General features: G+C 70.5%; 23 protein-coding genes. 9 read left to right on the forward strand and 14 right to left on the reverse strand.

Translation table 11 applies throughout. From position 1 onward, the window contains the following. Positions 1-11: 11 nt before the first annotated feature. The 5 genes from IT355_03960 to IT355_03980 all read left to right on the forward strand — a co-directional run bounded on the left by IT355_03960 (position 12) and on the right by IT355_03980 (position 4,544). Complete coding sequence (locus IT355_03960; GenBank protein ID MCC7052397.1) at positions 12-467, forward strand: SUF system NifU family Fe-S cluster assembly protein; 456 nt, start codon at positions 12-14, stop codon at positions 465-467. Continuing rightward, positions 464-808 carry a Rieske (2Fe-2S) protein gene (locus tag IT355_03965; GenBank protein MCC7052398.1) on the forward strand — a complete coding sequence of 115 codons (345 nt, stop codon included), beginning with the start codon at positions 464-466 and terminating at the stop codon, positions 806-808. The genes IT355_03960 and IT355_03965 overlap by 4 nt, the downstream gene beginning before the upstream one ends. After that, positions 805-2,031 carry a SufS family cysteine desulfurase gene (locus tag IT355_03970; GenBank protein MCC7052399.1) on the forward strand — a complete coding sequence of 409 codons (1,227 nt, stop codon included), beginning with the start codon at positions 805-807 and terminating at the stop codon, positions 2,029-2,031. Before IT355_03965 ends, IT355_03970 begins: the two co-directional genes overlap by 4 nt. Continuing rightward, complete coding sequence (locus tag IT355_03975) at positions 2,015-2,497, forward strand: SUF system NifU family Fe-S cluster assembly protein (GenBank protein MCC7052400.1); 483 nt, start codon at positions 2,015-2,017, stop codon at positions 2,495-2,497. The genes IT355_03970 and IT355_03975 overlap by 17 nt, the downstream gene beginning before the upstream one ends. A 154-nt stretch (positions 2,498-2,651) precedes the next feature. Continuing rightward, positions 2,652-4,544 (forward strand): hypothetical protein, encoded by a 1,893-nt coding sequence (locus tag IT355_03980; protein ID MCC7052401.1) that lies wholly within the window; start codon positions 2,652-2,654, stop codon positions 4,542-4,544. A gap of 87 nt (positions 4,545-4,631) precedes the next feature. Here IT355_03980 and IT355_03985 read toward each other — a convergent pair whose 3' ends face one another. Further along, positions 4,632-6,707 carry a beta-N-acetylhexosaminidase gene (locus tag IT355_03985; GenBank protein MCC7052402.1) on the reverse strand — a complete coding sequence of 692 codons (2,076 nt, stop codon included), beginning with the start codon at positions 6,705-6,707 and terminating at the stop codon, positions 4,632-4,634. Between the two features lie 94 nt (positions 6,708-6,801). Between IT355_03985 and IT355_03990 the strand changes: the two genes are divergently transcribed. After that, on the forward strand, positions 6,802-7,404 hold the full coding sequence (locus tag IT355_03990) for an HAD family phosphatase (GenBank protein ID MCC7052403.1): 603 nt from the start codon (positions 6,802-6,804) through the stop codon (positions 7,402-7,404). Positions 7,405-7,440: 36 nt separating this feature from the next. Here the strand turns inward: IT355_03990 and IT355_03995 are convergent, their stop codons facing one another. Beyond that, positions 7,441-8,397: a D-amino-acid transaminase gene (locus IT355_03995; protein ID MCC7052404.1), complete on the reverse strand. Its 957-nt coding sequence runs from the start codon at positions 8,395-8,397 to the stop codon at positions 7,441-7,443. Between IT355_03995 and IT355_04000 the strand changes: the two genes are divergently transcribed. Further along, on the forward strand, positions 8,347-8,880 hold the full coding sequence (locus IT355_04000; GenBank protein MCC7052405.1) for a DedA family protein: 534 nt from the start codon (positions 8,347-8,349) through the stop codon (positions 8,878-8,880). The two genes, IT355_03995 and IT355_04000, sit on opposite strands and share 51 nt — an antisense overlap. On the opposite strand, the gene IT355_04005 is transcribed toward IT355_04000, so the two are convergent. From IT355_04005 to IT355_04015, 3 genes are read right to left on the reverse strand one after another with little or no spacing between them, the layout of a single operon-like run. Further along, positions 8,881-9,495, reverse strand: coding sequence for an ATP-binding cassette domain-containing protein (locus tag IT355_04005; protein MCC7052406.1), 615 nt, complete (start codon positions 9,493-9,495; stop codon positions 8,881-8,883). Next, the gene (locus IT355_04010; protein ID MCC7052407.1) at positions 9,492-10,280 is read right to left on the reverse strand and encodes an ABC transporter permease; all 789 of its coding nucleotides are present in this window, start codon (positions 10,278-10,280) and stop codon (positions 9,492-9,494) included. The genes IT355_04005 and IT355_04010 overlap by 4 nt, the downstream gene beginning before the upstream one ends. Further along, positions 10,277-11,227: a substrate-binding domain-containing protein gene (locus IT355_04015; protein MCC7052408.1), complete on the reverse strand. Its 951-nt coding sequence runs from the start codon at positions 11,225-11,227 to the stop codon at positions 10,277-10,279. The genes IT355_04010 and IT355_04015 overlap by 4 nt, the downstream gene beginning before the upstream one ends. 150 nt (positions 11,228-11,377) lie before the next feature. On the opposite strand from IT355_04015, the gene IT355_04020 reads away from it, so the two are divergent. Further along, entirely contained in the window at positions 11,378-12,343 is a 966-nt protein-coding gene (locus tag IT355_04020; protein MCC7052409.1) for an ATP-binding cassette domain-containing protein, read from the forward strand. Next, positions 12,336-13,649 carry an ABC transporter permease gene (locus IT355_04025; GenBank protein ID MCC7052410.1) on the forward strand — a complete coding sequence of 438 codons (1,314 nt, stop codon included), beginning with the start codon at positions 12,336-12,338 and terminating at the stop codon, positions 13,647-13,649. The genes IT355_04020 and IT355_04025 overlap by 8 nt, the downstream gene beginning before the upstream one ends. A 126-nt stretch (positions 13,650-13,775) precedes the next feature. Here the strand turns inward: IT355_04025 and IT355_04030 are convergent, their stop codons facing one another. From IT355_04030 to IT355_04070, 9 genes are all read right to left on the reverse strand, one after another. Then, the gene (locus IT355_04030; protein MCC7052411.1) at positions 13,776-14,192 is read right to left on the reverse strand and encodes a BrxA/BrxB family bacilliredoxin; all 417 of its coding nucleotides are present in this window, start codon (positions 14,190-14,192) and stop codon (positions 13,776-13,778) included. A gap of 42 nt (positions 14,193-14,234) precedes the next feature. Further along, on the reverse strand, positions 14,235-14,633 hold the full coding sequence (locus IT355_04035; GenBank protein ID MCC7052412.1) for a co-chaperone GroES: 399 nt from the start codon (positions 14,631-14,633) through the stop codon (positions 14,235-14,237). Between the two features lie 82 nt (positions 14,634-14,715). Next, entirely contained in the window at positions 14,716-16,152 is a 1,437-nt protein-coding gene (locus IT355_04040) for an aminopeptidase P family protein (GenBank protein ID MCC7052413.1), read from the reverse strand. A gap of 51 nt (positions 16,153-16,203) precedes the next feature. Further along, on the reverse strand, positions 16,204-16,722 hold the full coding sequence (locus IT355_04045; protein MCC7052414.1) for a hypothetical protein: 519 nt from the start codon (positions 16,720-16,722) through the stop codon (positions 16,204-16,206). Between the two features lie 163 nt (positions 16,723-16,885). Continuing rightward, positions 16,886-17,668: a PEP-CTERM sorting domain-containing protein gene (locus tag IT355_04050; GenBank protein MCC7052415.1), complete on the reverse strand. Its 783-nt coding sequence runs from the start codon at positions 17,666-17,668 to the stop codon at positions 16,886-16,888. A 338-nt stretch (positions 17,669-18,006) separates the two neighbouring features. Beyond that, complete coding sequence (locus IT355_04055) at positions 18,007-19,032, reverse strand: hypothetical protein (protein MCC7052416.1); 1,026 nt, start codon at positions 19,030-19,032, stop codon at positions 18,007-18,009. Then, a complete protein-coding gene (gene lepB / locus IT355_04060; GenBank protein MCC7052417.1) occupies positions 19,032-19,877 on the reverse strand; it encodes a signal peptidase I in 846 nt (281 codons plus the stop codon). Before lepB ends, IT355_04055 begins: the two co-directional genes overlap by 1 nt. A 96-nt stretch (positions 19,878-19,973) precedes the next feature. Continuing rightward, positions 19,974-20,348 (reverse strand): hypothetical protein, encoded by a 375-nt coding sequence (locus IT355_04065; GenBank protein MCC7052418.1) that lies wholly within the window; start codon positions 20,346-20,348, stop codon positions 19,974-19,976. A gap of 179 nt (positions 20,349-20,527) precedes the next feature. Continuing rightward, positions 20,528-21,424, reverse strand: coding sequence for a deoxyribonuclease IV (locus IT355_04070; GenBank protein ID MCC7052419.1), 897 nt, complete (start codon positions 21,422-21,424; stop codon positions 20,528-20,530). Positions 21,425-21,428: the final 4 nt, after the last annotated feature.

Consider the following 21,428-nt stretch of genomic DNA (forward strand, 5'->3'; position numbering starts at 1 on the left):
CAGCGGACTTCATGGCTGACCTCGACGAGCTCTACCAGAGCATCATCCTCGACCACAACCGCCGGCCGCGCAACTACGGCGAGCCGGCACGCTGCAGCCACCACGCGAGCGGGCGCAACCCGCTCTGCGGCGATGAGGTCACCGTGTGGCTGACGGTCGCCGATGACGTGATCACCGACGTGCACTTCGTCGGCCAGGGCTGCGCGATCTCGAAGGCGTCGAGCTCGCTGATGACGGAGGCCGTGCGCGGAAAGACGCGCGCCGAGGCGCTGGCCATGTTCGACGCCGTGCACGACCTGCTCACCGGCAAGGCCGATCCCGTCGCCGAACGGAAGCGACTCGGGCAGATCGCCGCACTCGGCGGCGTGTCGCGTTTCCCGATCCGGGTGAAGTGTGCCTCGCTCGGCTGGCACGCCTTCCGCAACGCCCTGCAGGGTGCGCCCCAGGATGGGGTGGCGGCACCGTGAGTGACATCGGTCGCGCCCCGGCGCACGCCGTTGCATCGCTGGCCGACGTCCCGGTCGGCACGCTCAGGGCCGTCACGCTGCCCTCCGGCGAGAAGGTCTGCCTGGTGCACACGGTGGCCGGCGTCTGCGCGCTGGCCGATCGCTGCACCCATCGGGACTTCCCCCTCTCGGCCGGCGAGGTGACGCCCGACGGGCTGGTGGAGTGCGCATGGCACGGTGCGCAGTTCGACCCGCGGACCGGGGTGATGCTCACCGGTCCCGGCGGGGACGATGTGCGCACGTACCAGGTGCAGGTCGAGGACGACACGATCCTGATCACCCCGACCACTGCCGGCTCATGACATCCCTCGCGCCCCGCGCCGACTTTCCGCTCCTGGCCGGCGACCCGGCCCTGCACTACCTCGACTCCGCCGCCACGGCGCAGAAGCCGCAGGTGGTGCTGGACGCGCTGCAGCACTACTACACCCACGACAACGCCAACCCGCATCGCGGTGCCTACGCCCTCTCGGCGCGTGCGACGGAGCGCTACCACGACGCCCGTGGCACGGTCGCCCGCTTCATCGGTGCGCGGGATGCCGACTGCACCCTGTTCGTGCGCGGCACCACCGAGGCGATGAACCTGGTGGCGTACGCCTGGGGCACGGCGAACGTCGGCGCCGGGGATGCGGTGCTGGTGACCGCCATGGATCACCATGCGAGCTTCGTGACGTTCCAGCAGCTCGCGCTGCGCGCCGGCGCCGAGCTCCGGATCGTGGAACTCACGCCGGATGGGGCCCTCGACCTCGAGTCACTGCGGTCGCAGCTCGATGCGCGGGTGAAGCTGGTCGCCGTCCCGCATGTGTCGAACGCGCTCGGCACCATCAATCCCGTCACGACGATCGTCGGGATGGCGCATGCGGTGGGTGCGGTGGTGGTGTGTGACGGTGCGCAGGCGGTGCCGCACCTGGCCGTGGACGTCGAGGCGCTCGGCGTGGACTTCTACGCCTTCAGCGGACACAAGCTCGGCGGGCCGATGGGGATCGGCGTGCTCTGGGGCAGGCGCGCGCTGCTGGAGCGGATGGCTCCGTGGCAGTTCGGCGGCGACATGATCGAGGTCGTCGGTGACCGCACCACCACCTTCAACGCATTGCCGCATCGCTTCGAGGCCGGCACCCCGAATGCCGCCGATGCGATCGGCCTCGCCGCGGCCTGCGACTACCTCACCGCGCTCGGCATGGATCGCGTGCGCGCGCACGAGGTCGCGCTCACGGGCACGATGCTGGCGGCCCTGCGCGGGCTGGAGGGCATCCGCATCTTCGGCCCCGCCGATGCCGAGGGGCGCAGTGGCGTGGTGAGCTTCGCGTTCGACGAGGTGCATCCCCACGACCTCGCCACCATCCTCGACGAGCATGGGGTGTGCGTGCGGGCCGGCCACCACTGTGCCCAGCCCCTCATGCGCCGCCTCGGCGTGCCGGCGACGGCGCGGGCCTCGGTGTGGGTGCACTCGTCCCCGGACGACATCACGGCGCTGGTGACCGCACTGCAGCACGCCCGTGTGCTGTTTGCCGATGGCGCCCTCCGCTGACCCGGTCCCGGTGACCCTCCCGCCGGCGCCCGACGCCGGTCTCGCATCGCTGTACCAGGAGATCATCCTCTCCCACTACCGTGCGCCCCGTCACCGCGGCGTGCTGGCCGGTGCGGTACCGGCCGTGGAGCATCGCAACCCGCTCTGCGGCGACGTGCTGGCCCTCCAGCTGGAATTCGCCGGGGACCGGATCACGGACGCTGCCTTCACGGCGCGCGCCTGCTCCATCACGCAGGCCACGGCGTCGATGCTGCTGGACCGCCTGATCGGCACCAGCCGCGCGGAGGCCCTGGTGCTGGTCGCCCGTGTCGAGGCGCTGATCGAGGCCTCCCCGGCTGCGGGCGCCACTCCCGCCGACGAGCTGGGCGACCTGCGCGCCCTTGCCAGCGTCGCCAGATTCCCGGCGCGGCGCGCCTGCGTCCGCCTCGTGACCGGCGCCGCAACCGAGGCGCTCACCGGCGCCTGAGCGGGCATCGACCGGCGGCAGCGGTCTGACCATTCGCCCGCCGGATCGTCCCAGTCACTGAGCGGCAGCTCCGGGCCGCGCCAGTCACCTCACGGTGGCGGGCGCGCCACTCGCAACGGGCATGCGCCGCGCTTCCGTTCCCCTTGCACACGACATGAGCACACGACTCACGCGCCTCGCCCTCACTGCCGGCATGATGTTGCTGTCGGCCTGTGGTGGCCGGCAGGCGCCCACGATATCCGGCGGTGGCACGGCCAGCATCAGCGTCGCAACCGGTGCGGCCACCCTGTCCGTCGCCCAGGCGGCGGCAGCCACGGCGGAGATCAGCATCGCCCGCACCATCTACTCCGGTGACGTGGCACTGTCGGCGGAGGGGCTTCCGTCCGGCATCACCGCGACCTTCGCCCCCCCGACACTCGCCGGCAGCACCATCACCAGCAGCCTCACGCTGCAGGCCTCCGGCACGGCGGCGGTCGGCACCAGCACCATCACGGTCCGCGCGCGCGGCACCGGCGTCGCCGACGCGGTGACCACGATCGCGATCACCGTCACCACCGCCGGCGCAAGCGCGGCGATCGGACTGACCGCCAGCCCGGTGAACGCCGACATCCTCGCCGGCGATCCGGCGTCCACGACCGTCACCTTCACGCGCAGCGGCGGCTTCACCGGCGCCGTGACGTTCACGGTGACCGGCGCCCCCGCCGGGATGACGACGACGTTTTCCTCGGCCAACCCAGTCACCGTGCCGAGTGGCAGCCTGTCCATCACCACCACGCCCGCCGTGACACCGGGCACGTACACCCTCACGCTGCACGCGACCAGCGCCGGCATCACCGAGGCCACGGCCACCTGGCTCGTGAAGATCGCGCCGCTCCCGGTGAACGCCTTCACCTGGCGCTTCTGCAACCCGGCCCGCATCCCGGCGTTCTTCGCCTACCAGAACGGCCCGGAGGCGGCGTGGCGCAGGGCGACCGACGTGAGCACCGGCGTGTTCAGCTTCAACGTGGACCAGCCGCAGATCGGCATCGCCACTGTCGCCACGGAGAATGGCCTGGTCACGACGCGGGTGCAGTACGTCGGGCTGGGTGAGGTGGCGGCGACCGCGGCAGCGGAATGCGCCGGCAATCCCGCCCCGGGCACCAAGGCGCACACGGGTTCCGTGTCCGGCCTCAGCTCGGCCACCGAGGTCGTCACCGCTTCACTCGGGAATGTGGTCTCGAGCGGCGCGTCGCTGCTGAATCCGACCTTCAGCCTCGCGCAGGTGCTGGACGGCCCGCGCGACCTCGTCGCCGTGCTCTCGAACGTCGCGGCAAGCACCGCATCGCGGCTCTACCTGCGGCGCGACGTGAACAGCGCGACCGGCACGTCGCTCGGCGCACTCGACCTGTTCGGCACACACTCGTTCGCCCCGGCCAGCGCGCCGTTGACGGTGACGGCGCCGAACGACGGCACCCTGCTGGCGCAGACCGAGTTCACCACCGCCAACGGCAGTGCGGCGACGCTCACCTCGCCGCAACTCTCGAGCGGCGTGGCCGCGACGTACCAGGGCGTGCCCGAGGCGGCGATGCGGGCCACGGATGTGCAGCTCGTGCGCGTCTCGCAGAGCGTGACGAACAGCTCGCTCAGCCGCTCGACGGCCCGGTACATACGCGGGCCGCTGGCGCTGGCACTCACCATGCCCCCCGACCCGGGGGCGCCGACCGTCACGCCGGTCACCGGATACGCCTACCCGCGCGCCACCGTGAGCGGCGCGCTGCCCAGCGCCTACAACGGCCGCGTGGAGTTCCTGCTGCAGCAGCCGGCCCGGTTCCGCGCCTTCGCCCTCGCCGCCACACCCGCGGGCCGTGGCAGCTCCACCGCATACTCGCTCTCGATTCCCGATTTCAGTGCGCTGGCCGGCTGGCAGGCGTCCTGGGCGCTGTCGTCGGGCGCCGCCACCATCACGAGCAGTTTCGCGGGCAGCGCCAATGCCGCGGCGGATGGCACCCCGATTCCCGGCACGACGCTGGTGAGCGTGATCCGCAGCGGCGCCTTCACCCTCCCCTGAGCCGCGCCACGCGCATCGGTGATGCCACGCGGGCACCCTGGTGATCACCGGGGTGCCCGCGTGGCCGTCCTGCCCACCGCGGCCGCGTCACGGCACCGGCGCGGGCCTCGGGATGCCGAGCTGCTCCATCGAGGGCAGTGTCTTCGTGCGCCGGAACTGCGACATGGCATTGCGGATCGCGTCGGCGCGCTGGATCCAGAGCTGGGCGGCGTTGTCGTAGCGGTTGGTGAGGTTGCCGAGGTAGGTGGGACGGTTCTCGTTCGCCCAGGCGTGCTCGTACACCTCGCGGCCCAGCACGTAGCCTTCCTTCAGGTCGCCGATGCGACCGTTGAGCGGCGAGACGATGTCCATCAGCTCGTTGCGGGTGTTGGCGTTGACCGGCGTGCTGGCGCGCGCGTACATCTGCGCGATCTCGTCGGCGAACTGAAACTTCATGCCGATGAAGTCGAGGCGGCGGGCGCCGACCTCCATCGCCTCGAGCGCGGCCTGCTCGCGCAGGTCAGGCTGCAGCGCCTTCGCCTCGGCGATCAGCACCAGCGCCGACTCGGCCTGGATGCGGAGCTGCCGTAGCCCCGGCCGGATCTTCTGCGCCATCACCTGGCCCTCCGCCGACCACGGGTCCAGCCAGTACAGGTCATTCCGGCCATCGCCCTGGTTGGTCTGGATCAGCGCCGCATGCGCCGCCGTCAGCTTGCGCTGCGCAAGGTCGATCCTGCCGGTGGTGTCGCCATGGAAGACGCGCCCGTACGCGCGCTCGAACTCGGGAATGCTCGCCTCGCCCGGCTGCCAGGCGGCCGCGGCACCGAACAGCACGCCGTACCACACCTGCTCGAACAGCGCGTCACCATCGTCGTCCCAGTTGGTGTTCAGCATGCCGGTGGCACCGAACTTCTGGCCGTCGCGCACGAACGCCTGGATGTTCCGCAGCGCGGTGGCGTTGTTCGGGTAGACCACGTTCCAGTTGTTCACGCCCGGCGCCACCCAGGTCTCCATGCCGGCGTCGGCGAAGGGCTTCAGGCAGCGCTCGAAGCCGTTGAACGACCAGTAGTCCCAGCACACCGCGATCATCTCCTTCGGCAGGATCCCCACCAGCTGGGGTGACTCCATCGCGATGTCGGCCCAGAACATGAGCCGCTTGCCGTTGGGCCGGAGCGCCGTGTTGATGTCCTTCAGGAACTGCAGGTACACGCGGCCCAGGCCCTCGGCCTGCACCCGGTCGCGCGTCTGGCCACGCCCGAGCTCCACCGTCTCGTCGGCACCGATGTGCACGAAGCGCGACGGGAAGAGGGAGTCGATCTCGGCGAACCACGACTTGATCAGCGCCATCGAGCCCGGCTTGCCCGGGGCCAGCACGTGTCCATGCGGCGTCTCGGCGAGGTCCGCATACAGCTCGTACTTCAGCACGTGGTGAAGGTGGCCGAAGGCCTCCTGCTCCGGGATCACGTCGATGTGGTACTTCGCGGCATACGCGATCAGCTCGCGGACGTCCGCGCGCGACATCGCACCGCGCGGCGGGGCGATCAGCGGGTTCGCGGAGTACGCCAGCGAGTGCTCGTAGTAGGGCGAGTAGACGTTCATCTTGACGGCGGCGAAGCGGCGGATCTGCGCCTTCTGCCAGGCGAGCGTCGGCACCGGGCCGCGTGACAGGTCGTCGTGGAAGCCACGGTAGCGCATCGCCGGCCAGTCACGGATCGTGGCCGCCTGCAGCACCGCCGCCGGCCCGGTGCCCGACACGAGCTGTTTCAGCGTCTGCGCGCCGTAGAACACGCCACGCGGCGTCGCACCGATCACGTGGGCCCCGCTGCTGTCGGCCAGGAGGAGGTAGCCCTCCGCCGTCATGGCGGTGTCGAAGGTCATCTTGTGGTCGCGCAGCACCTGGGTGGCGCGCGCCGTGCCGAGCCGCAGGAGCTCCACGCGGTAGCGTGCCGCACCGGCCACCGTGTCGGCACGGACGCGGCGCTCGGCCATCGCCTCCACCAGGTCACGCGCCGTGAAGGCGTCCTCGGGGTTCGGGGCGTAGGTGATGCTGAGGCCGGAGGCCAGCGGCACCTGCACCCCGCGCACGAACTCGCGCGGCAGAGGGATCAGGCGGAGGGGTGCCGACTGGGCCGCGAGGGGGGCCGCGACAGTCGCACTGAGCAGGATGAGGGCAGGTATGCGCATGCCCGAAATGTGTCACCGTCACCGCCGGAAGTGGGTCCGCACGCCGCGCACCGCGGCGCACGCAGCCGGTCGCACGTTCGCCTATCTTGTCGCGATGCACCTCGACATCCCGGCCGGCGACTTCGGCGCCTACCTCTTCGACCTCGATGGCACGCTGGTGGACTCGATGCCGGTGCACCTCCGCGCGTGGTCGGCAGCCCTGGCGCGTGCCGGCCTGCGGGTGCCCTTCGACGAGGCCTACTTTTACTCGCTCGGCGGCGTGCCGACGCTCGAGTCGGCCGAGCTGTTCGGTGCGCACTACGGCCTCGAGTTCGACGCGCACCGGCTGGTCGAGGAGAAGGAGCTGCTCTATCTCGACCTGCTCGACGAGGTGCACGAGATCGGTCCCGTGGCCGACTTCGCGCGACGGGTCTCGCGCACGCACCCCGTTGCGATCGTCACCGGCGGCGGTCCCGAGATCGCCTATCCTGCGCTGGAGGTCACGGGGCTGCGCGCGCTGTTCCCGGTCGTGATCACGCCGCACGACGTGGCAGCCGGCCGCGGCAAGCCGGCGCCGGACATGTTCCTCCTGGCTGCCGCGCGGCTGGGCGTGGCACCCGGACGCTGCCTCGTGTTCGAGGACGCGATGCCGGGCGTCGAGGCCGCGCGCGCGGCGGGGATGCAGGTGGTGGTCGTGCCGCGCGGCACCACCGCCTGACCCCGTGGCTGCGGTGCGCTCAGGCGCCGATGCGGTTCATGGCGATGCAGCCGCGCCGTGCCGGACCGCCGCGATGTACCCCGCCCGCATCCGCACCGTGACCGGCCCCGGCGCGCCGGTGCCGATGTCCCGGCCGTCCACCTGCACGATCGGCATCACGAACGCCGTCGCCGCCGTGATGAAGAGCTCCGACGCCGCCAGCAGCTCCACCGTCGTGATGCTGCGCTCGATCACCGGCAGCCGCTGCGCCGCGGCCAGCGCGAGCACCCGTTCGCGTGTGATCCCCGGCAGCACCTCGTGCCCGAGTGCGTGCGTGACCAGCGCGCCGTCGATGAGGGCGAAGAGCGTGGCGGCACCACCCTCGGTGAGCCGTCCGTCCTCGACCATGAGCGCCTCGAAGGCACCGGCCGCCCGCGCGGCCTGCTTCGCCAGCACCTGCGGCAGCAGCGCGATGCTCTTGATGTCGCGACGGGCCCAGCGCTGGTCCGGCACCGTCACCGCCGTGGCACCCGCGGCGGCGCGCGGATGCTCAAGCACCGCCAGGGGACGCGCCCACGCCACCACGGTGGGCTGCGGTGCTGCGGGAAAGGCGAAGTCGCGCTCCGCCGGGCCGCGCGTGACCTGCAGGTACACGAGCCCCTCCGCGATCCCGTTCCGCTCGACCAGCGATCGCAGCTGGGCGTGGAGCGTCGCACGCGGCATCGGCAGTGGCAGCGCGATCTCGTGCAGCGACCGGTCGAGCCGGTCGAGATGCGGCCCGTCATCCACCAGGCAGCCGTCGACCACCGCGATCACCTCGTACACGCCGTCGGCGAACAGGAAGCCACGGTCGAAGATGGAGACGGTGGCGTCCGCCTCGGGAAGGAACCGTCCGTTGACGCAGGCGATGCGGGTCATGGGTGAAGGTACACCGACCGGAGGCCGGTGCCGATGACTTCCGGCATGGCTCCTTCCTGGTCGTCGCTCTGGGCAGCGGTCGTGCGCTTCGCCCATGCCCGCGGTGCCGTGCCGGCCACCTTCGGCTGGAACCTCGCGCAGGGATCGGTGGTGCCTGGCCCGTCCGAGCTGCTGCTGGCCCCGCTCGTGCTCGCCGATCCCCCACGCGGCTGGCGACTGGCCGCCGCAGCCACCACCGGCTCGGTCCTCGGCGGCTGCATCGCGTGGTGGCTCGGTGCCGCGGCGTTCGAGACCATCGGGCGGCCGCTGCTGGGCTACATCGGCATCAGCGACACCATGCTCGCGCGCGCGATGGCATTGATGGCGAGGCATGGCTGGCTGTTCATCATCGGCAGCGTGCTCACGCCGGTGAGTGCGAAGGCCGTCTCCATCGGCGCCGGCGCGGTGGGCATGCCGCTCCCCGTGTTCGCGCTCGCGCTCACTACCGGCCGTGCCCTGCGGTTCAGCGTCGTGGTGGTCCTGTTGCGCACCAGCGCCGGTGTGCTCCACCGCTGGCGGCTGCAGCGCTTTCCCCCCTGATCAGCCCATCGTCACCCGGCCCGACTCCAGGCGCAGCCGCACGGCGGCGTCCAGCACCGTCTCCGCCGGGTCGTGCGTCACCAGCAGCGTCGTCACCTGCCGGCCGGACGCCCACGCCAGCACGGCCGCACGCACCGCATCGCGCAACGCACCGTCCATCGCGGCGAAGGGTTCATCCAGCAGGAGGACGCGCGGCGCCGCCGCCATCGCGCGCGCGAGTGCGACGAGCTGGCGCTCACCACCGCTGAGTGTCGCCACCGGTCTGGCCTCCAGCGGGCGGAGCGGCAGCATGCCGCGCAATTCGTCCACCAGCGCGAGATCGGTCGCGCCGTAGGCCAGGTTCGCGGAGACGTCGAGGTGCGGGAAGAGGAGCGCGGCCTGGTACACCAAACCCACCCCGCGCGATTCGGGCGGCTGCCGCGTGACGTCCACGCCGTGGCATTCCACCGCGCCCCCCGACACCGGGCGCACGCCGGCGATGGCCTCGAGCAGCGTGCTCTTGCCCGAGCCGGTGGGGCCGGTGACGATGCCGACACCACCCGCGGGCACCGTGAACGCCGCCGGGTGCAGCGTGAAGCCCGGCACCTGCACCGTCAGCCCCGACACGCGGATCATGCGCGTTCCATCCGCCGCGAGAGGCGCACCACCAGCAGCACGCCGAGCGCGACGCAGACCAGCGCAGCGGCCACCGGCAGCGCGGCACGCAGTCCGTACGTGACGTAGCGGTCGTACGCCAGGACGCTCGCCACGCGCGGGTGGTACGCCACCAGGACGATGGCGCCGAACTCGCTCGTGGCGCGCGCCCACATCGCGGTCGCTGCGGTCACGATCCCGTTGCGGGCAATCGGCAACGTGACGCGCTGCACCGCCCGGAGCCGGTCGTCGCCGAGCGTCCGGGCCACCGCCTCGAGGCGCGGATCCACCCGCGCGATCGACTCCCGCGCGCCAAGGATGAACAGGGGCGCGCTCACCACGAGCATCGCCACCACGATGCCGACCGGGGAGTTCACGACCGACAGCCCCCGGGGGGCCAGCGTCGCACCGAGCGGACTGCCCCGTCCCAGCGCGAGCAGCAGGGCCATGCCGATCACCGGGTGTGGAATGACGAGCGGCAGTTCGAGCAGCGCCTCGAGCACCGCGCGCCCGCGGAAGGGCACGCGCGCCAGCAGGTACGCCACCGGGATGCCGCCCGCCACGGCCAGCGCCGTGGCGATCGTCGCCGACAGCAGCGTGAGCCCGATCGCCTGCAGCACCTCGCGATCGAGGAACGCGGTGAGCAGGCCACCGGCCCCCGCACCCGAGAGCAACGTGCCGGCCGGCAGCAGCAGTGCGACCACGAGCAGGGAGGCGAGCAGCGTCGCGAGCGCGAGCAGGACCTGCCGCACGGGGGAGCGCGTCACGGCGCGCCGTGCAGCGAGTCGCGGGCGCGCGTGACATGCACGCTGTCGAGCACGTCGAGGCCCGCGCGGCGCATGATGCGGCGGCTGTCGGCATCCAGCAGGCGCTCGCGCAGCACCGCCGCACGCACGGGATCGATGCCCCCGGTGAGCACCGCGATGCCGTAGCGGATCGGCGTGCCCGTCATCTCGATCGAGTCACCCGGTGCGGCACCGGGCACCCGGACCCGCGCCTGCGCATAGCCGGCCACGTCCGCCGGCGCCGTGGAGCCGAGGTCGATGTCGCTGCCGAGCGTGACGTAGCGCAGGCCAAGAGCGCGGGCCAGCGACTCGTAGCACCAGGCCGCGTCGGCATCGCCGCTCTCGAGGAGTGCCGCGAGGTCGGATTCATTGCCGCGCACGAGCGCCGCCGGCGAGGCCGCCGCGAGGCGCTGCGCCAGCCCGGCCTCGTGCCGCGCCGCCTCCGTGAGGATCCACACCAGCTGTGTGCGATAGCCGAGCGGCGCGCGTGCCGGGTCGGTCCGCGCCACGCGCAGCGCGCCGGACGCCATCACCGCGGCCCAGTTGCGCGTCGTGACGGTGTCACCACCGGCCAGGCGTCGCGAGAGCGCCAGCACCACCCGGTTGCGCGCGAAGGTGGTCGACGCGGTGATGTGCGATGGCAGCAGGGTGCGCTCCATCTCGTCCGCATCGGCGGTGACGACCAGGTCGGGGATGCGGTGCAGCGAGGTCACGGCGCGGAGCATCTCGCGCGAACCCATGATCTCGAGCGTGGCCGGCGGGCCGCCGCTCGCGACGACCGAGTCGAGAGCGGCGCGGAGCGGACGGGCCAGGCTGCCGGCGGCAAAGACCGTCAGCGGTGCATCCGTTGCCGGCGCCTCCCGTCCACACCCCCCCGCCAGAACGATGAGCACCGCCAGCAGGCGGCGCCGGTATCGGGTCCCGTGCATCGGCCCAAGATACCCGGCGGGACTCCCGGCCACGAAACAGCGGGCGACGAATTCCCGTACGATTGGACAGCGATCGACCCCTGCCGTGCCTCGCTTACCTTGCACCCGTCGCACCGGCACGCTGCCGGCGACCGTCTCCCAGCCGCCACCATGTCCGAACTCGCCATCGATATCCGGGGCGTGACGAAGCGCTACGCGGAGCACCATGCCGTGCGCGACCTGTCGCTGCAGGTGCCCCGCGGCACCGTCTATGGCCTGCTCGGCCCCAACGGCGCCGGCAAGACGACGACGATCCGCATGATCCTCGACATCATCGCCCCCGACGAGGGGTCGATCGCGATCTTCGGCACGAAGCACAACGCGAAGGGCGTGCTGGACCGCATCGGCTACCTCCCCGAGGAGCGAGGCCTGTACAAGAAGATGAAGGTCCGGGACGTGCTCAAGTTCCTCGCGGAGCTCAAGGGCGTCGGCGGTGCCGAGGCCGAGAAGCGGATCGACACCTGGATGGACCGCATGTCGCTCCGCACCGCCGACAAGGACTGGGGCGAGTCGAAGGTCGATGAACTGAGCCGCGGCATGCAGCAGAAGGTGCAGTTCATCGGCACGCTGCTCCACGATCCCGAGCTGGTGATCCTCGATGAGCCGTTCAGCGGGCTCGATCCGATCAACGCCCAGGCGCTGAAGGACACCGTCGTCGAGCTCAAGGACCGCGGCCGCACCGTCATCTTCAGCACCCACATCATGGACAACGCCGAGAAGCTCTGCGACGCCGTGTGCATCATCGCCCAGGGGCGGAAGGTGCTCGACGGGAGCGTCTCCGACGTGAAGGCGGCACACGCCGGCCGCACCGTCGCGGTGGCTTTCGACGGGGCACCGGGCGCCGCCGTCGACCTCGTGCTCGGCGACCCGGCGCTGGTGTCCGGCATGGACGACCAGAACCGCTACCTCGAGATCGAGCTCGCCGCCGGTGCCTCGTCGGGTGAGCTCCTCCGCCGGCTGGTCGATGCCGGTGCCTCGTTGCAGCGCTTCGAGCGCGTGCAGCCCTCACTCCACCGGATCTTCCTCGAGAAGGTCGGTGCCACCGGTGTCGAAGCGGGGATGAGCGGCCATGGATAAGCTCTGGGCAATCATCCGCCGCGAGTACATCGAGCGGGTGCGGACGAAGTGGTTCGTCATCGCGACGCTCCTCGGGCCGGTGCTCTTCCTGGCCATCACGGTCCTGCCGGTGCTCTTCATCTCGAAGACCAAGGCGTCGGCCGAGACGACGAACATCGCGATCATCGATGCCACCGGTGCCGGCCTCGGAAGTCGCGTCGCGGCACAACTCGCCGACTCGGCCACCGCCAGGCCGGTGGTCACCGTCACCCTGCCGTCCGGGGTCGCCGCCGCCGAGTCGCTCGCGTCACGCGGGGTGATGGACAAGGCGCGCCAGGGCTACCTGGTGCTCGACTCGGCCACGCTGGCGGGACGGGCCGCACGCTACGCCGGCCGCAACACCACCACCGTGCCGGACATGCAGCGACTCGGCACGGCCGTGGACAAGGCGCTGATGGCGCTGCGTCTCGAGGGCACCGGGTTCACGCAGGCGCGCATCGACTCGCTCACCCGCGTCGACGTGGAGCTCGAGAAGACCCAGCTCAGCGACAAGGGCCGCGAGAAGTCCGGGGCCGGCAGCACCATCCTCGGCCTCATCGTCGCCTTCCTCCTCTACATGGTGCTGGTGCTCTACGGACAGACCGTGCTGCGCAGCGTCATCGAGGAGAAGAGCACGCGGGTGGCGGAAGTCGTGATCAGCAGCGTGAGGCCCGAGATCCTCCTCGCCGGCAAGATCATCGGCATCGGGGGCGTCGCCGTCACGCAGATGGGCGTCTGGATGGCCAGCTCGGCCTGGATCGGCGCCAACGTGGTGCCGATGATCGTCAGCCGCAGCTCGCGCGCCGGCGCCACCGCCGCCGACAGCGTCGCGCGCACCAACGACCTGCTCAGCAACATGCCGAGCTTCTCGCTCGGGCTGCTGGTCGCCCTGCTGCTGTACTTCGTGCTCGGCTTCATCTTCTACTCGTGCCTCTACGCGGCCGTCGGCAGCACCGTCAACAGCGAGTCGGAGGCGCAGCAGGCCTCGACCCCGGTCGTCATGCTGCTGGTCCTGAGCGCCGTCTGCATCCAGCCGGTCGCACTCGCACCACAGAGCACACTGGCCATCGTGACGTCGATGCTCCCGATCTCGTCGCCGATCATGATGCCGATGCGGATGAGCCTCGTCTCCGTGCCGGCCTGGCAGGTGACGCTCAGCCTCGCCGGCATGCTGGTGTCATGCGTGGCGGCGATCTGGCTCTCCGCGCGCATCTACCGCGTGGGGCTGCTCATGTACGGCAAGCGCCCCACCGTGCGCGAGCTGCTGAAGTGGCTCCGGTACTCCTGACACGCCACCGGCCGCGCTGACCCGGCGCCACCATGACGGCAACGGGCGAGGCGCCGGGACCATCGTGCAGTGCACGCGGGCCCCGGCGCCTCGACTCGTTCCACCCGCCACACCCGCCGGGTCAGCTCACGCGCAATACTGGTCGAACGCCCCCACCAGGTCGTGCGAGATCTCGTCGGCGGAGCGCCCCTCGATCTGGTGGCGCTCCAGCATGAACACCAGCTTGCCGTCCTTCATGAGCGCAATGCTCGGGCTGCTCGGCCGGTAACCCGTGAAGTAGCTGCGGGCCTGCTGGGTCGGCTCCGGGTCCTGGCCGGCAAACACCGTCACGCTGCGGTCCGGGGTCGCGGTGTGTCCGAGCGCCGTGCGCACGGCCGGCCGCGCGTTTCGCGCGGCACAGCCGCACATGCTGTTGACCACCACCAGCGTGGTGCCCTCCGCCCCCTTCAGCGCCTGGTCCACCTCGGCTGCGGTCTTCAGTTCCTGCACGCCGAGCTGTGTGAGCTCGGCCCGCATCGGGGCAATGAAGCGTTCATCGTACATCGTCCTGCTCCTGCTGAATTGTGATCCGGGGGACCGTGCGTGCTAGAACAGCACGTCGTCGGCCACGTTCGTGTCGCGAACCAGCGCCAGGATGGCCGCCTGCGGCACCACCAGGTATCGCTCGTTCTCGAAGGTGATTTCCACGCTCGCCTTGCGGAAGAACAATGCATAGTCGCCGGTGCGCGCCTGCATCGGGACGTGTCGTGCACCGGACGATGCGCCCTGCTGCGCCGTGCGCCACGGCTCGTCGCTGTCCTGGGACGTGAGGTCGGGCATCGGCAGGCCCGGGCCTGTCGCGACGATCCGCCCTCCCTGCACCGCCTGGTTCTCGATCGCCGTCGGTGGCAGGTACAACCCCACGTTGGACCGCTCCTCACCACTCTCGATGGTGACGAGCACGCGGTCGCCGACGACGATCAGTTCCTTGTTCTTCTTCCGCATGACGATCCTGGTCGATCCCGGCCGGCAGGACATCCGCCGGCCCCTGGGTCAAAGCTATCGAGGCACCACCCTGGCGCCGCGATCAGCGGCCCCGTGTCACAGGCCGGACGAGATGAAAGCGCACCTGCCGCTGGTACCCCCAGCGCACGGCACCGGCTCCATCGAGGATCACGTCCTCCTCCTGCCCCACCCGCACCGGCTGCCCGCCCCATTCCGCCACCGGTGACGTCGCCTGCAGCTCGATCGAGTACCACGTCGACGGCACGAACTGGTGGTCGCCGCGACCGGGCACGCCGTCCTGATAGTCCCAGAGCCCGATCAGCGGGCCGGCACCATGCCCATGCATGCCGATCGGATGTGAATAGATCGTGCCGGTGATGCTGTCTGCCGCCATCAGCTCGCGCGACGACCGCAGGACCTCGTTGCCCGTCCGGCCCGACCGGATCTCCGTCGTCACGATGTCCTGGAGCCGGTTGGCCGTGCGCAGCGCCTGCTGCAGGCCGGGCGGCACATCGCGCTCGCCGTCCCGCAGCACGTACCCCATGTGCTGCGTGTCGGTGTTCAGCCGCAGTGCCGTGATCCCGAAGTCGCAGTGCAGCACGTCACCCTTCTGGATGACCGGGTCGTCACCGAGCACGGCATCGGACCCGCCCTTCCGCTGCACGTCCACCGACGGCTGGAACCAGGTCGTCAGCCCGAGGTCGGCCACCCGCTGCCGCATCCACCAGACGACATCGCTGGTCCGCGTCACGCCGGGCGTGATCACGCGCGACGAGAATGCCTCCTCGATGATGTCCCAGGTCAGCCGGTTCATCCGCTCGAACGTGGCCTCCTCCTCCCGCTGGCGCACGGCGATCATGTCCACGGCCAGCCGCCCTGCCGGTAGGATCTGCGCCTTCCACTCCCCCTGCGGCTTGAGCACCTCCCGCGAGAGCATGCCGGTGTACTCGCCGAGGGTCAGCCCATCGGCGAAGGCGAAGGTGGTGTCGATGTCGAGCGCGATCTTCCTCGGCTTGCGGTCACGGATCACCTTCGTGAGCACGTCCCACTGTGCCGAGCCCCAGAGTTCGGCGGTGGTCCGGCCGGAGCTGACGTTCGTGGCCGCGAGCTCGGACCGCACGGCCGTGTACAGGCCCCCCTGGGACGTGCCACCGAGCGCGAGCCGTTCGACACCCTGGTCGCCGCCGCGGTCGAAGAAGACGTAGATCGTGCGACGCCGCGCCGAGAAGGTCGTGGGCGAGACGATCGACGAGAAGACGGGATCTTCGTTGTACTCGCGCATCGGCACGATCCACATGTCCACGCTGTCGCGCCGCATCAGCATCGGCAGCGTACGCTCGAGCCGGAGCCGGAGCCACTCCTGCTGCAGGCCCGCCCACTCACGTTGCGTCCCCAGCGGTCGACGCGGATCGGCGCTCGGTGCGACCGGCGTGAGGTGCGGCCGCGACCCGCCCTGACCTACGAGCGGTCCGGCGAGCACGGTCAACATCAAGGCAAGGCGAGGCACGGCTGGACGCATGACTCCCACTCCGGGGGCTGGAAAGGCTGGGTTGTTGGACGGCGGAGGACCCTACTGGTCGTCCTTCGGGTCGTCGATCACGACGTCGCCCACCGCGGTGACCGACCGACGGATGCCCTGGACGACGAGCGCAAGGATACCACCGTAGATGCAGAGCACCACGATGTGCGTCGTGAGCACCGTGGCCGCGATGCTGCCGAGATCGTGCCATTCGGCCATCGCGCTGCCATAGGGCTCGCGTGCGACGGCGATCAGGAGTGCCGACGTGGCGACCTCAGCCGCGCTCTCGACCAAGGCGAAGACGGGCACACGCCACAGCCATCGTTTCAGTGGATAGTTGCCCACGTGCAGGGTGGCCATCCCGAAGAACACGCACACGCCGAGCGCGATCACCGAACCGAAGAACAGCGGCGCGTCGGTCGGGCCCGCACCAAGCAGGAGCGCGCGCAGCAGCCGCCACGCCACACCGGTGACGACGGCCATCGCGACGAGCGACCTGCTGAACTGCCGCAGGGCACTCGCTTCGTACGCATCCCATGCGCCGGTGTGTGTCGGGGCGAAGCGGACCATGCTGGGAACTTGACGACCGGCAGGCGCGAATGGCAAGGCGAATCGTTCCCGGCGCGCCGGTGCGCGGTGCACCGACGCGACGACGGCCACCCCGCCCGGAGGCGGAGCGGCCGTCGCACGCGACCAAAGGGACCAGTCGCCGGTCAGCGTTCCACGACGTCGATCAGGCGCGGCGGCGGCGACGTGCGATGCCGCCGAGCATCAGGAGACCGCCACCGAGCAGCGCGACCGACGCCGGCTCAGGCACCACCGTCGGGTCGACCGGTGGCGGCGTGACGGCGCCGAAGCCGTCGAGGTACACCGTGCCCGAGTGACCCGTCGGCGAGCAGTCGGCGGCCAGCAGGATCAGGCTGAAGTCATTGCCGATGTAGGCGGACACGTCGAGCGACTCGATCTGCCAGTCCTTCGTGTAGTAGTAGCCGTCGGTCGACAGCGCGAACCGGGTGTCGACGCCGGTCCCGCTGGTGGCGGCGGAGTAGGTCCGGTCGATCAGGTTGACGCCGGTCGTCTCATTCCGGAGGATGAGCTTGAACACGGCAGCGCCGCTCTCGTCATGCGCGCCTTCCAGCACCGCCGCCCAGGCGAAGAAGATGCTGTTCGACATGTACTTCGTGACACGCTGCGAGATCACGGAGGCGTAGCCACCGTTCGTCAGGTCCTCGGCACGGAACGAGTAGCTGCCCGAATACACCTGCTGGAGCTTGCCGTCGGTGTGGGCCATCAGCCCGGCGCCAACGACGGCGGAGTGGACGATCGACGGGCTGTAGTTCGCGCCGCCGGGGAGGAAGGAGTTCGGGTCCAGCGCGGCATTCGTGATGCCGCCGCGGTACCCGCCGCCTGTGGTCCAGCCGTCGGTCGTGCCCGACTCGAAGTTGCCGTTCACGAACTGGGCCTGCATCGCCGGGGCGAGCCCGAGCGAGAGTGCAAGCAGAAGCGTTTTCTTCATACGATGCTCCGGGAGGGGAGGGCGGAAGGAAGTTCCCACGCGCGTACATGCGAGCAAGGCATGTACCATCCTACGGGATTTCGTCACTCGGAATTCCTGAGCGGAAACTCATGCCGGACGCTGTGGCAGGATCACAGCGAACTCGTGCTGAGTCTCGCGTGTGTGGGGCGTGCGCGCCTCACCGCGTCATGTGTTTGCGGCAATGCTTGCCCGACAACCAGCATCGCCTGACTTTCCCCGGGTATCGCCCGGATGCCACAGTTGCACCGTTGATGACACGGTCACGATGCACGCGCACTACAGCCGGGAGCACCCCAGGGCGACAGTCGCGCCGGTCGTCAGCGCTGCGCGCGATCGGCGAGGAATCGCAGGCTCGCGGCGACGTGCGCGCGCCAGTACGCCCAGTCGTGGCGACCGCCCCATTCGGCGTACACGAGGGGCACGCGCAGGGCGGTCATGCGCTCGCGGAACGCCCGGTTCATCGGCAGCAGGTAGTCCTCGGTGCCGACGTCCACGAACAGCGCCGGCACCGCGTCGCCGCGGGCCAGCAGCCGCGCGATGAGCCGCGACGGGTCGCGCGCCATCCAGCTCACCGAGTCGGTGCCGAAGGCCGGCACGATGCGATCCCAGCGGCCACCTGACGCTGCGCGCAGTTCGTCTCGCGTGCGCGCATCGCGCATCGTCACCGTGCCGGTGCTGGCGAGTGTGCTGCTGTCCGCCATCAGCGCGGGGCTCAGCACACCGCTGTGGCTCGCCGCGGCGGCGAACGTGCCGGGGAAACGCGCCGCGATGCTGATCGCGCCGTACCCGCCCATGCTCAGCCCGGCGATCCCGCGTGCCCCGCGCGTGGCGAGGGTGCGGTACAGCGAGTCGGTGTGCGCCACGACGTCACGGGCGACGTAGTCGTCGTACTTCGGCCACGGCACGCAATAGGTGTCCGGCGACTCGTCGCGCGGCGTGCGGCGGCAGGCGGCGAGGTCGTTGAGCGAGTTCCAGGTCGTCCACCACCCGTTGTCGCCGTCCGGCATCACCACGATCATCTCCGGCATGCCGGCGCCGACCAGCGAGTCCATCACCTGTGCCAGCGCCCCCTGCGTCGTCCAGTCACGCTCGCTGCCCATTGCGCCGTGCAGGTACACCGCCAGCGGATAGCGCGTGCCGCGCGCTGCGGCCGTGTGGTACGACGGCGGCAGGTAGACCACCAGCTGCTTCCGCGTGCCCAGCGACTGGGCGAACATCGTGTCGGTGTGCACGCTGCCGGCCCGGGGCGCGGTCGGCTGCGCCGACAGCGACGGCCCGCCGGCCAGCAGCGGCACCAGCAGCGCGAGGCAGGCCCCGGGCCAGCGATGCCGCGACCCGGACATCAGCGGAACACGTGGCCGATGCGCGACCAGCGGATGTCGGTGAGGAACGGCAGTGCGCGATCCGAGTCGGCCGCGTTGTAGCTGTAGTACACGAACACCGGCCGGCCACGCACGTTGCCGCGCGGCACGATGCCCCAGTAGCGGCTGTCCTTCGACTCGTACCGGTTGTCCCCGAGCATGAAGAGGTGGCCGGCCGGCACCACCAGCGGACCCCAGTTGTCGTGCGTCGGCACCGCAGGTGGCTCGCCGAAGCGCGTCCCCTTCACCTCGATCGTGTGCTGCCATGCGAAGAGCGGATGCGTCTCGTCGGCCGCGATCTTCACCGTGCTCTCGTCCGCGCGCTGCGGATAGGGCGTGCCGTTCACGTGCACCACGCCATCGCGCATGTGCAGCGTGTCACCACCCGTGCCCCAGAGGCGCTTCACGAGCGTGGGCTGGGGATCGTTGCCGATGCTCGCCTCGTCGGCCTGGTACGGCGACTTGAACACCACGATGTCACGCCGCTCCGGCTCGGCGTAGCCGGGCAGCGTCACGTCGGTGAACGGGATGTTCGGCCCGTACACCAGGTTGTTCACGAACAGCCAGTCACCGACCATCATCTCCGGCTGCATGCTCGGCGACGGGATGCGGTACGCCTGGAACAGGAAGATGCGGATGAGGAAGAAGAGGAGGATCGGGACGATCCACCCCTTCAGCCCCTCGACGATCCCGGACTTGCCGGCAGGCGCGATGCCCTTGCCGCGGGCGGCGGACACCACGGTGGAGGTCGCAGGCGGGGCAGGGGTCGGTGTCTGGTCGGCGGCCACGGGAATCGGGTGCGGCGGGGAGTGCGGAGTGGGCGGCACGGCGGGGTCCGGACGCAATCGAGGGCCTGCCCTCAGGAGGACACGCCCTCGATCCGGTCCAGCGGAAGATAACCCGTCTGGCGACGGGAGATCCGGTCAGCTCAGGTGCTTGGACACCAGTGCCGTCATCTCGAACATGGTGACCGACTTCTTGCCACCGAACACGGCCTTGAGCTTGTCGTCGGCCAGGATGTTTCGCTTGTTCTTGGGGTCCTGCAGGTTGTGCTTCTTGATGTAGGCCCAGATGGCGCTGGTCACTTCGGTGCGCGGACGCGCATCACCGCCGATCACGGCGGCGAGCTCCGGGCTCACCTTCATGGCCTTGTTGAACGCAGACGCGGACTTCTTCGCGGCAGGCGCCTTCTTGGCGGCGGCCTTCTTGGCCGGTGCCTTGGCGGCAGGGGCCTTCGCCGGAGCCTTGGCGGCAGCCTTCTTGGCCGGGGCCTTGGCGGCCTTCTTGGCAGGGGGCATCGCAGATCCTCGAGATTGAGGGAGAGGCGAGCGACGCTCGCCATGTCGTGGAGCGAGACTCGCACGCTCATCCTGGCCCGCGCCGGCGACCGCCGGGCGCTGGGACCATGACGCGCGGGAAGGTACACATAGGGTCCCCGGGCGCAACAGGAGCCGTCACCCCCTGCGCACAGGGGGAATCACGCGTCGGTGTCGAAGGAGCGCAGGAGCGCCACCATCCGCAGATCGTACGGGTCGGCCGCCGCATCGTCCTCAGCCATCAGCTCGATCTCCTGCGGCGTCTCCAGCAGCAGCGGGATGCCACGCGTGCGCGGGTCCGCCAGCAGCCACCGGAACGCATCGAGTCCGATCTGCCCCTCGCCCAGCAGCATGTGGCGGTCCTTGTTCGACGCCAGCTCGCCCTGGCTGTCGTTCAGGTGCAGGAACGTCGGCGGCTCGCCGCACGCCGCCTCGAACCGGTCCAGGATCGCCGTGCAGGCCGACGGCGACGCACTGATATCGTAGCCTGACGCGAATAAATGGCAGGTGTCGAGGCCGTAGCCGGCGCGTGCACGCACGGACGCCGGCAACGCCGCCAGGATCCCCGCCACTTCCTCCACCGTGCGCCCGATCGTGTTGCCGGCACCGGCACTGTTCTCCACCAGCAGCTTCGTCGCACCGTCCACCGTCTCGAGCGCGCGCGTCATCGCCGCCGCCACCCGCGCCACGCCGGCATCCCGGTCCTTGTCGGTTGCCGCACCGGGATGAAAGCACACCCCACGCACCTCCAGCGCCGTGCTGCGCTCCAGCTCCTTCGCCAGCGCGGCGGCCGCCCGCTCCCACTTCTCCGCCTCCGGCGTGGCGCAGTTCAACACGTAGCCGGCGTGCACGATCACCGCATCGCGCGCGATCCCCGCCTCGGCCAGCGCGGCATGAAACGCCTTCACCCGCTCGGGTTTCACGCCGTTCTTCTCGTTGTAGAACTTCGGCACCGCCGTGAAGACCTGCAGCGCGGTCATCCCGGCGTTGCCGGCACGGCGTGCGGCCATGGCGATCCCGCCGGCATCGATCGTGTGGGCTCCGATCAGTCTGGGCATGTCT

The organism is Gemmatimonadaceae bacterium (assembly GCA_020851035.1).
GTDB lineage: Bacteria > Gemmatimonadota > Gemmatimonadetes > Gemmatimonadales > Gemmatimonadaceae > JACMLX01.

Bases quoted from the DNA above. Each gene is read 5' to 3' on its own strand.
- IT355_03975 (MCC7052400.1), top strand. From the start codon at position 2,015: ATGGCGCCCTCCGCTGACCCGGTCCCGGTGACCCTCCCGCCGGCGCCC.
- IT355_03990 (MCC7052403.1), top strand. From the start codon at position 6,802: ATGCACCTCGACATCCCGGCCGGCGACTTCGGCGCCTACCTCTTCGAC.
- IT355_04015 (MCC7052408.1), bottom strand. From the start codon at position 11,227: ATGCACGGGACCCGATACCGGCGCCGCCTGCTGGCGGTGCTCATCGTT.
- IT355_03985 (MCC7052402.1), bottom strand. From the start codon at position 6,707: ATGCGCATACCTGCCCTCATCCTGCTCAGTGCGACTGTCGCGGCCCCC.
- IT355_04005 (MCC7052406.1), bottom strand. From the start codon at position 9,495: ATGATCCGCGTGTCGGGGCTGACGGTGCAGGTGCCGGGCTTCACGCTG.
- IT355_04040 (MCC7052413.1), bottom strand. From the start codon at position 16,152: ATGCGTCCAGCCGTGCCTCGCCTTGCCTTGATGTTGACCGTGCTCGCC.
- IT355_04025 (MCC7052410.1), top strand. From the start codon at position 12,336: ATGGATAAGCTCTGGGCAATCATCCGCCGCGAGTACATCGAGCGGGTG.
- IT355_04050 (MCC7052415.1), bottom strand. From the start codon at position 17,668: ATGAAGAAAACGCTTCTGCTTGCACTCTCGCTCGGGCTCGCCCCGGCG.
- IT355_04020 (MCC7052409.1), top strand. From the start codon at position 11,378: ATGTCCGAACTCGCCATCGATATCCGGGGCGTGACGAAGCGCTACGCG.
- IT355_04035 (MCC7052412.1), bottom strand. From the start codon at position 14,633: ATGCGGAAGAAGAACAAGGAACTGATCGTCGTCGGCGACCGCGTGCTC.
- IT355_03970 (MCC7052399.1), top strand. From the start codon at position 805: ATGACATCCCTCGCGCCCCGCGCCGACTTTCCGCTCCTGGCCGGCGAC.
- IT355_03980 (MCC7052401.1), top strand. From the start codon at position 2,652: ATGAGCACACGACTCACGCGCCTCGCCCTCACTGCCGGCATGATGTTG.
- IT355_04055 (MCC7052416.1), bottom strand. From the start codon at position 19,032: ATGTCCGGGTCGCGGCATCGCTGGCCCGGGGCCTGCCTCGCGCTGCTG.
- IT355_03960 (MCC7052397.1), top strand. From the start codon at position 12: ATGGCTGACCTCGACGAGCTCTACCAGAGCATCATCCTCGACCACAAC.
- IT355_04070 (MCC7052419.1), bottom strand. From the start codon at position 21,424: ATGCCCAGACTGATCGGAGCCCACACGATCGATGCCGGCGGGATCGCC.
- IT355_04045 (MCC7052414.1), bottom strand. From the start codon at position 16,722: ATGGTCCGCTTCGCCCCGACACACACCGGCGCATGGGATGCGTACGAA.
- IT355_03995 (MCC7052404.1), bottom strand. From the start codon at position 8,397: ATGGGCGAAGCGCACGACCGCTGCCCAGAGCGACGACCAGGAAGGAGC.
- IT355_04030 (MCC7052411.1), bottom strand. From the start codon at position 14,192: ATGTACGATGAACGCTTCATTGCCCCGATGCGGGCCGAGCTCACACAG.
- IT355_04000 (MCC7052405.1), top strand. From the start codon at position 8,347: ATGGCTCCTTCCTGGTCGTCGCTCTGGGCAGCGGTCGTGCGCTTCGCC.
- IT355_04065 (MCC7052418.1), bottom strand. From the start codon at position 20,348: ATGCCCCCTGCCAAGAAGGCCGCCAAGGCCCCGGCCAAGAAGGCTGCC.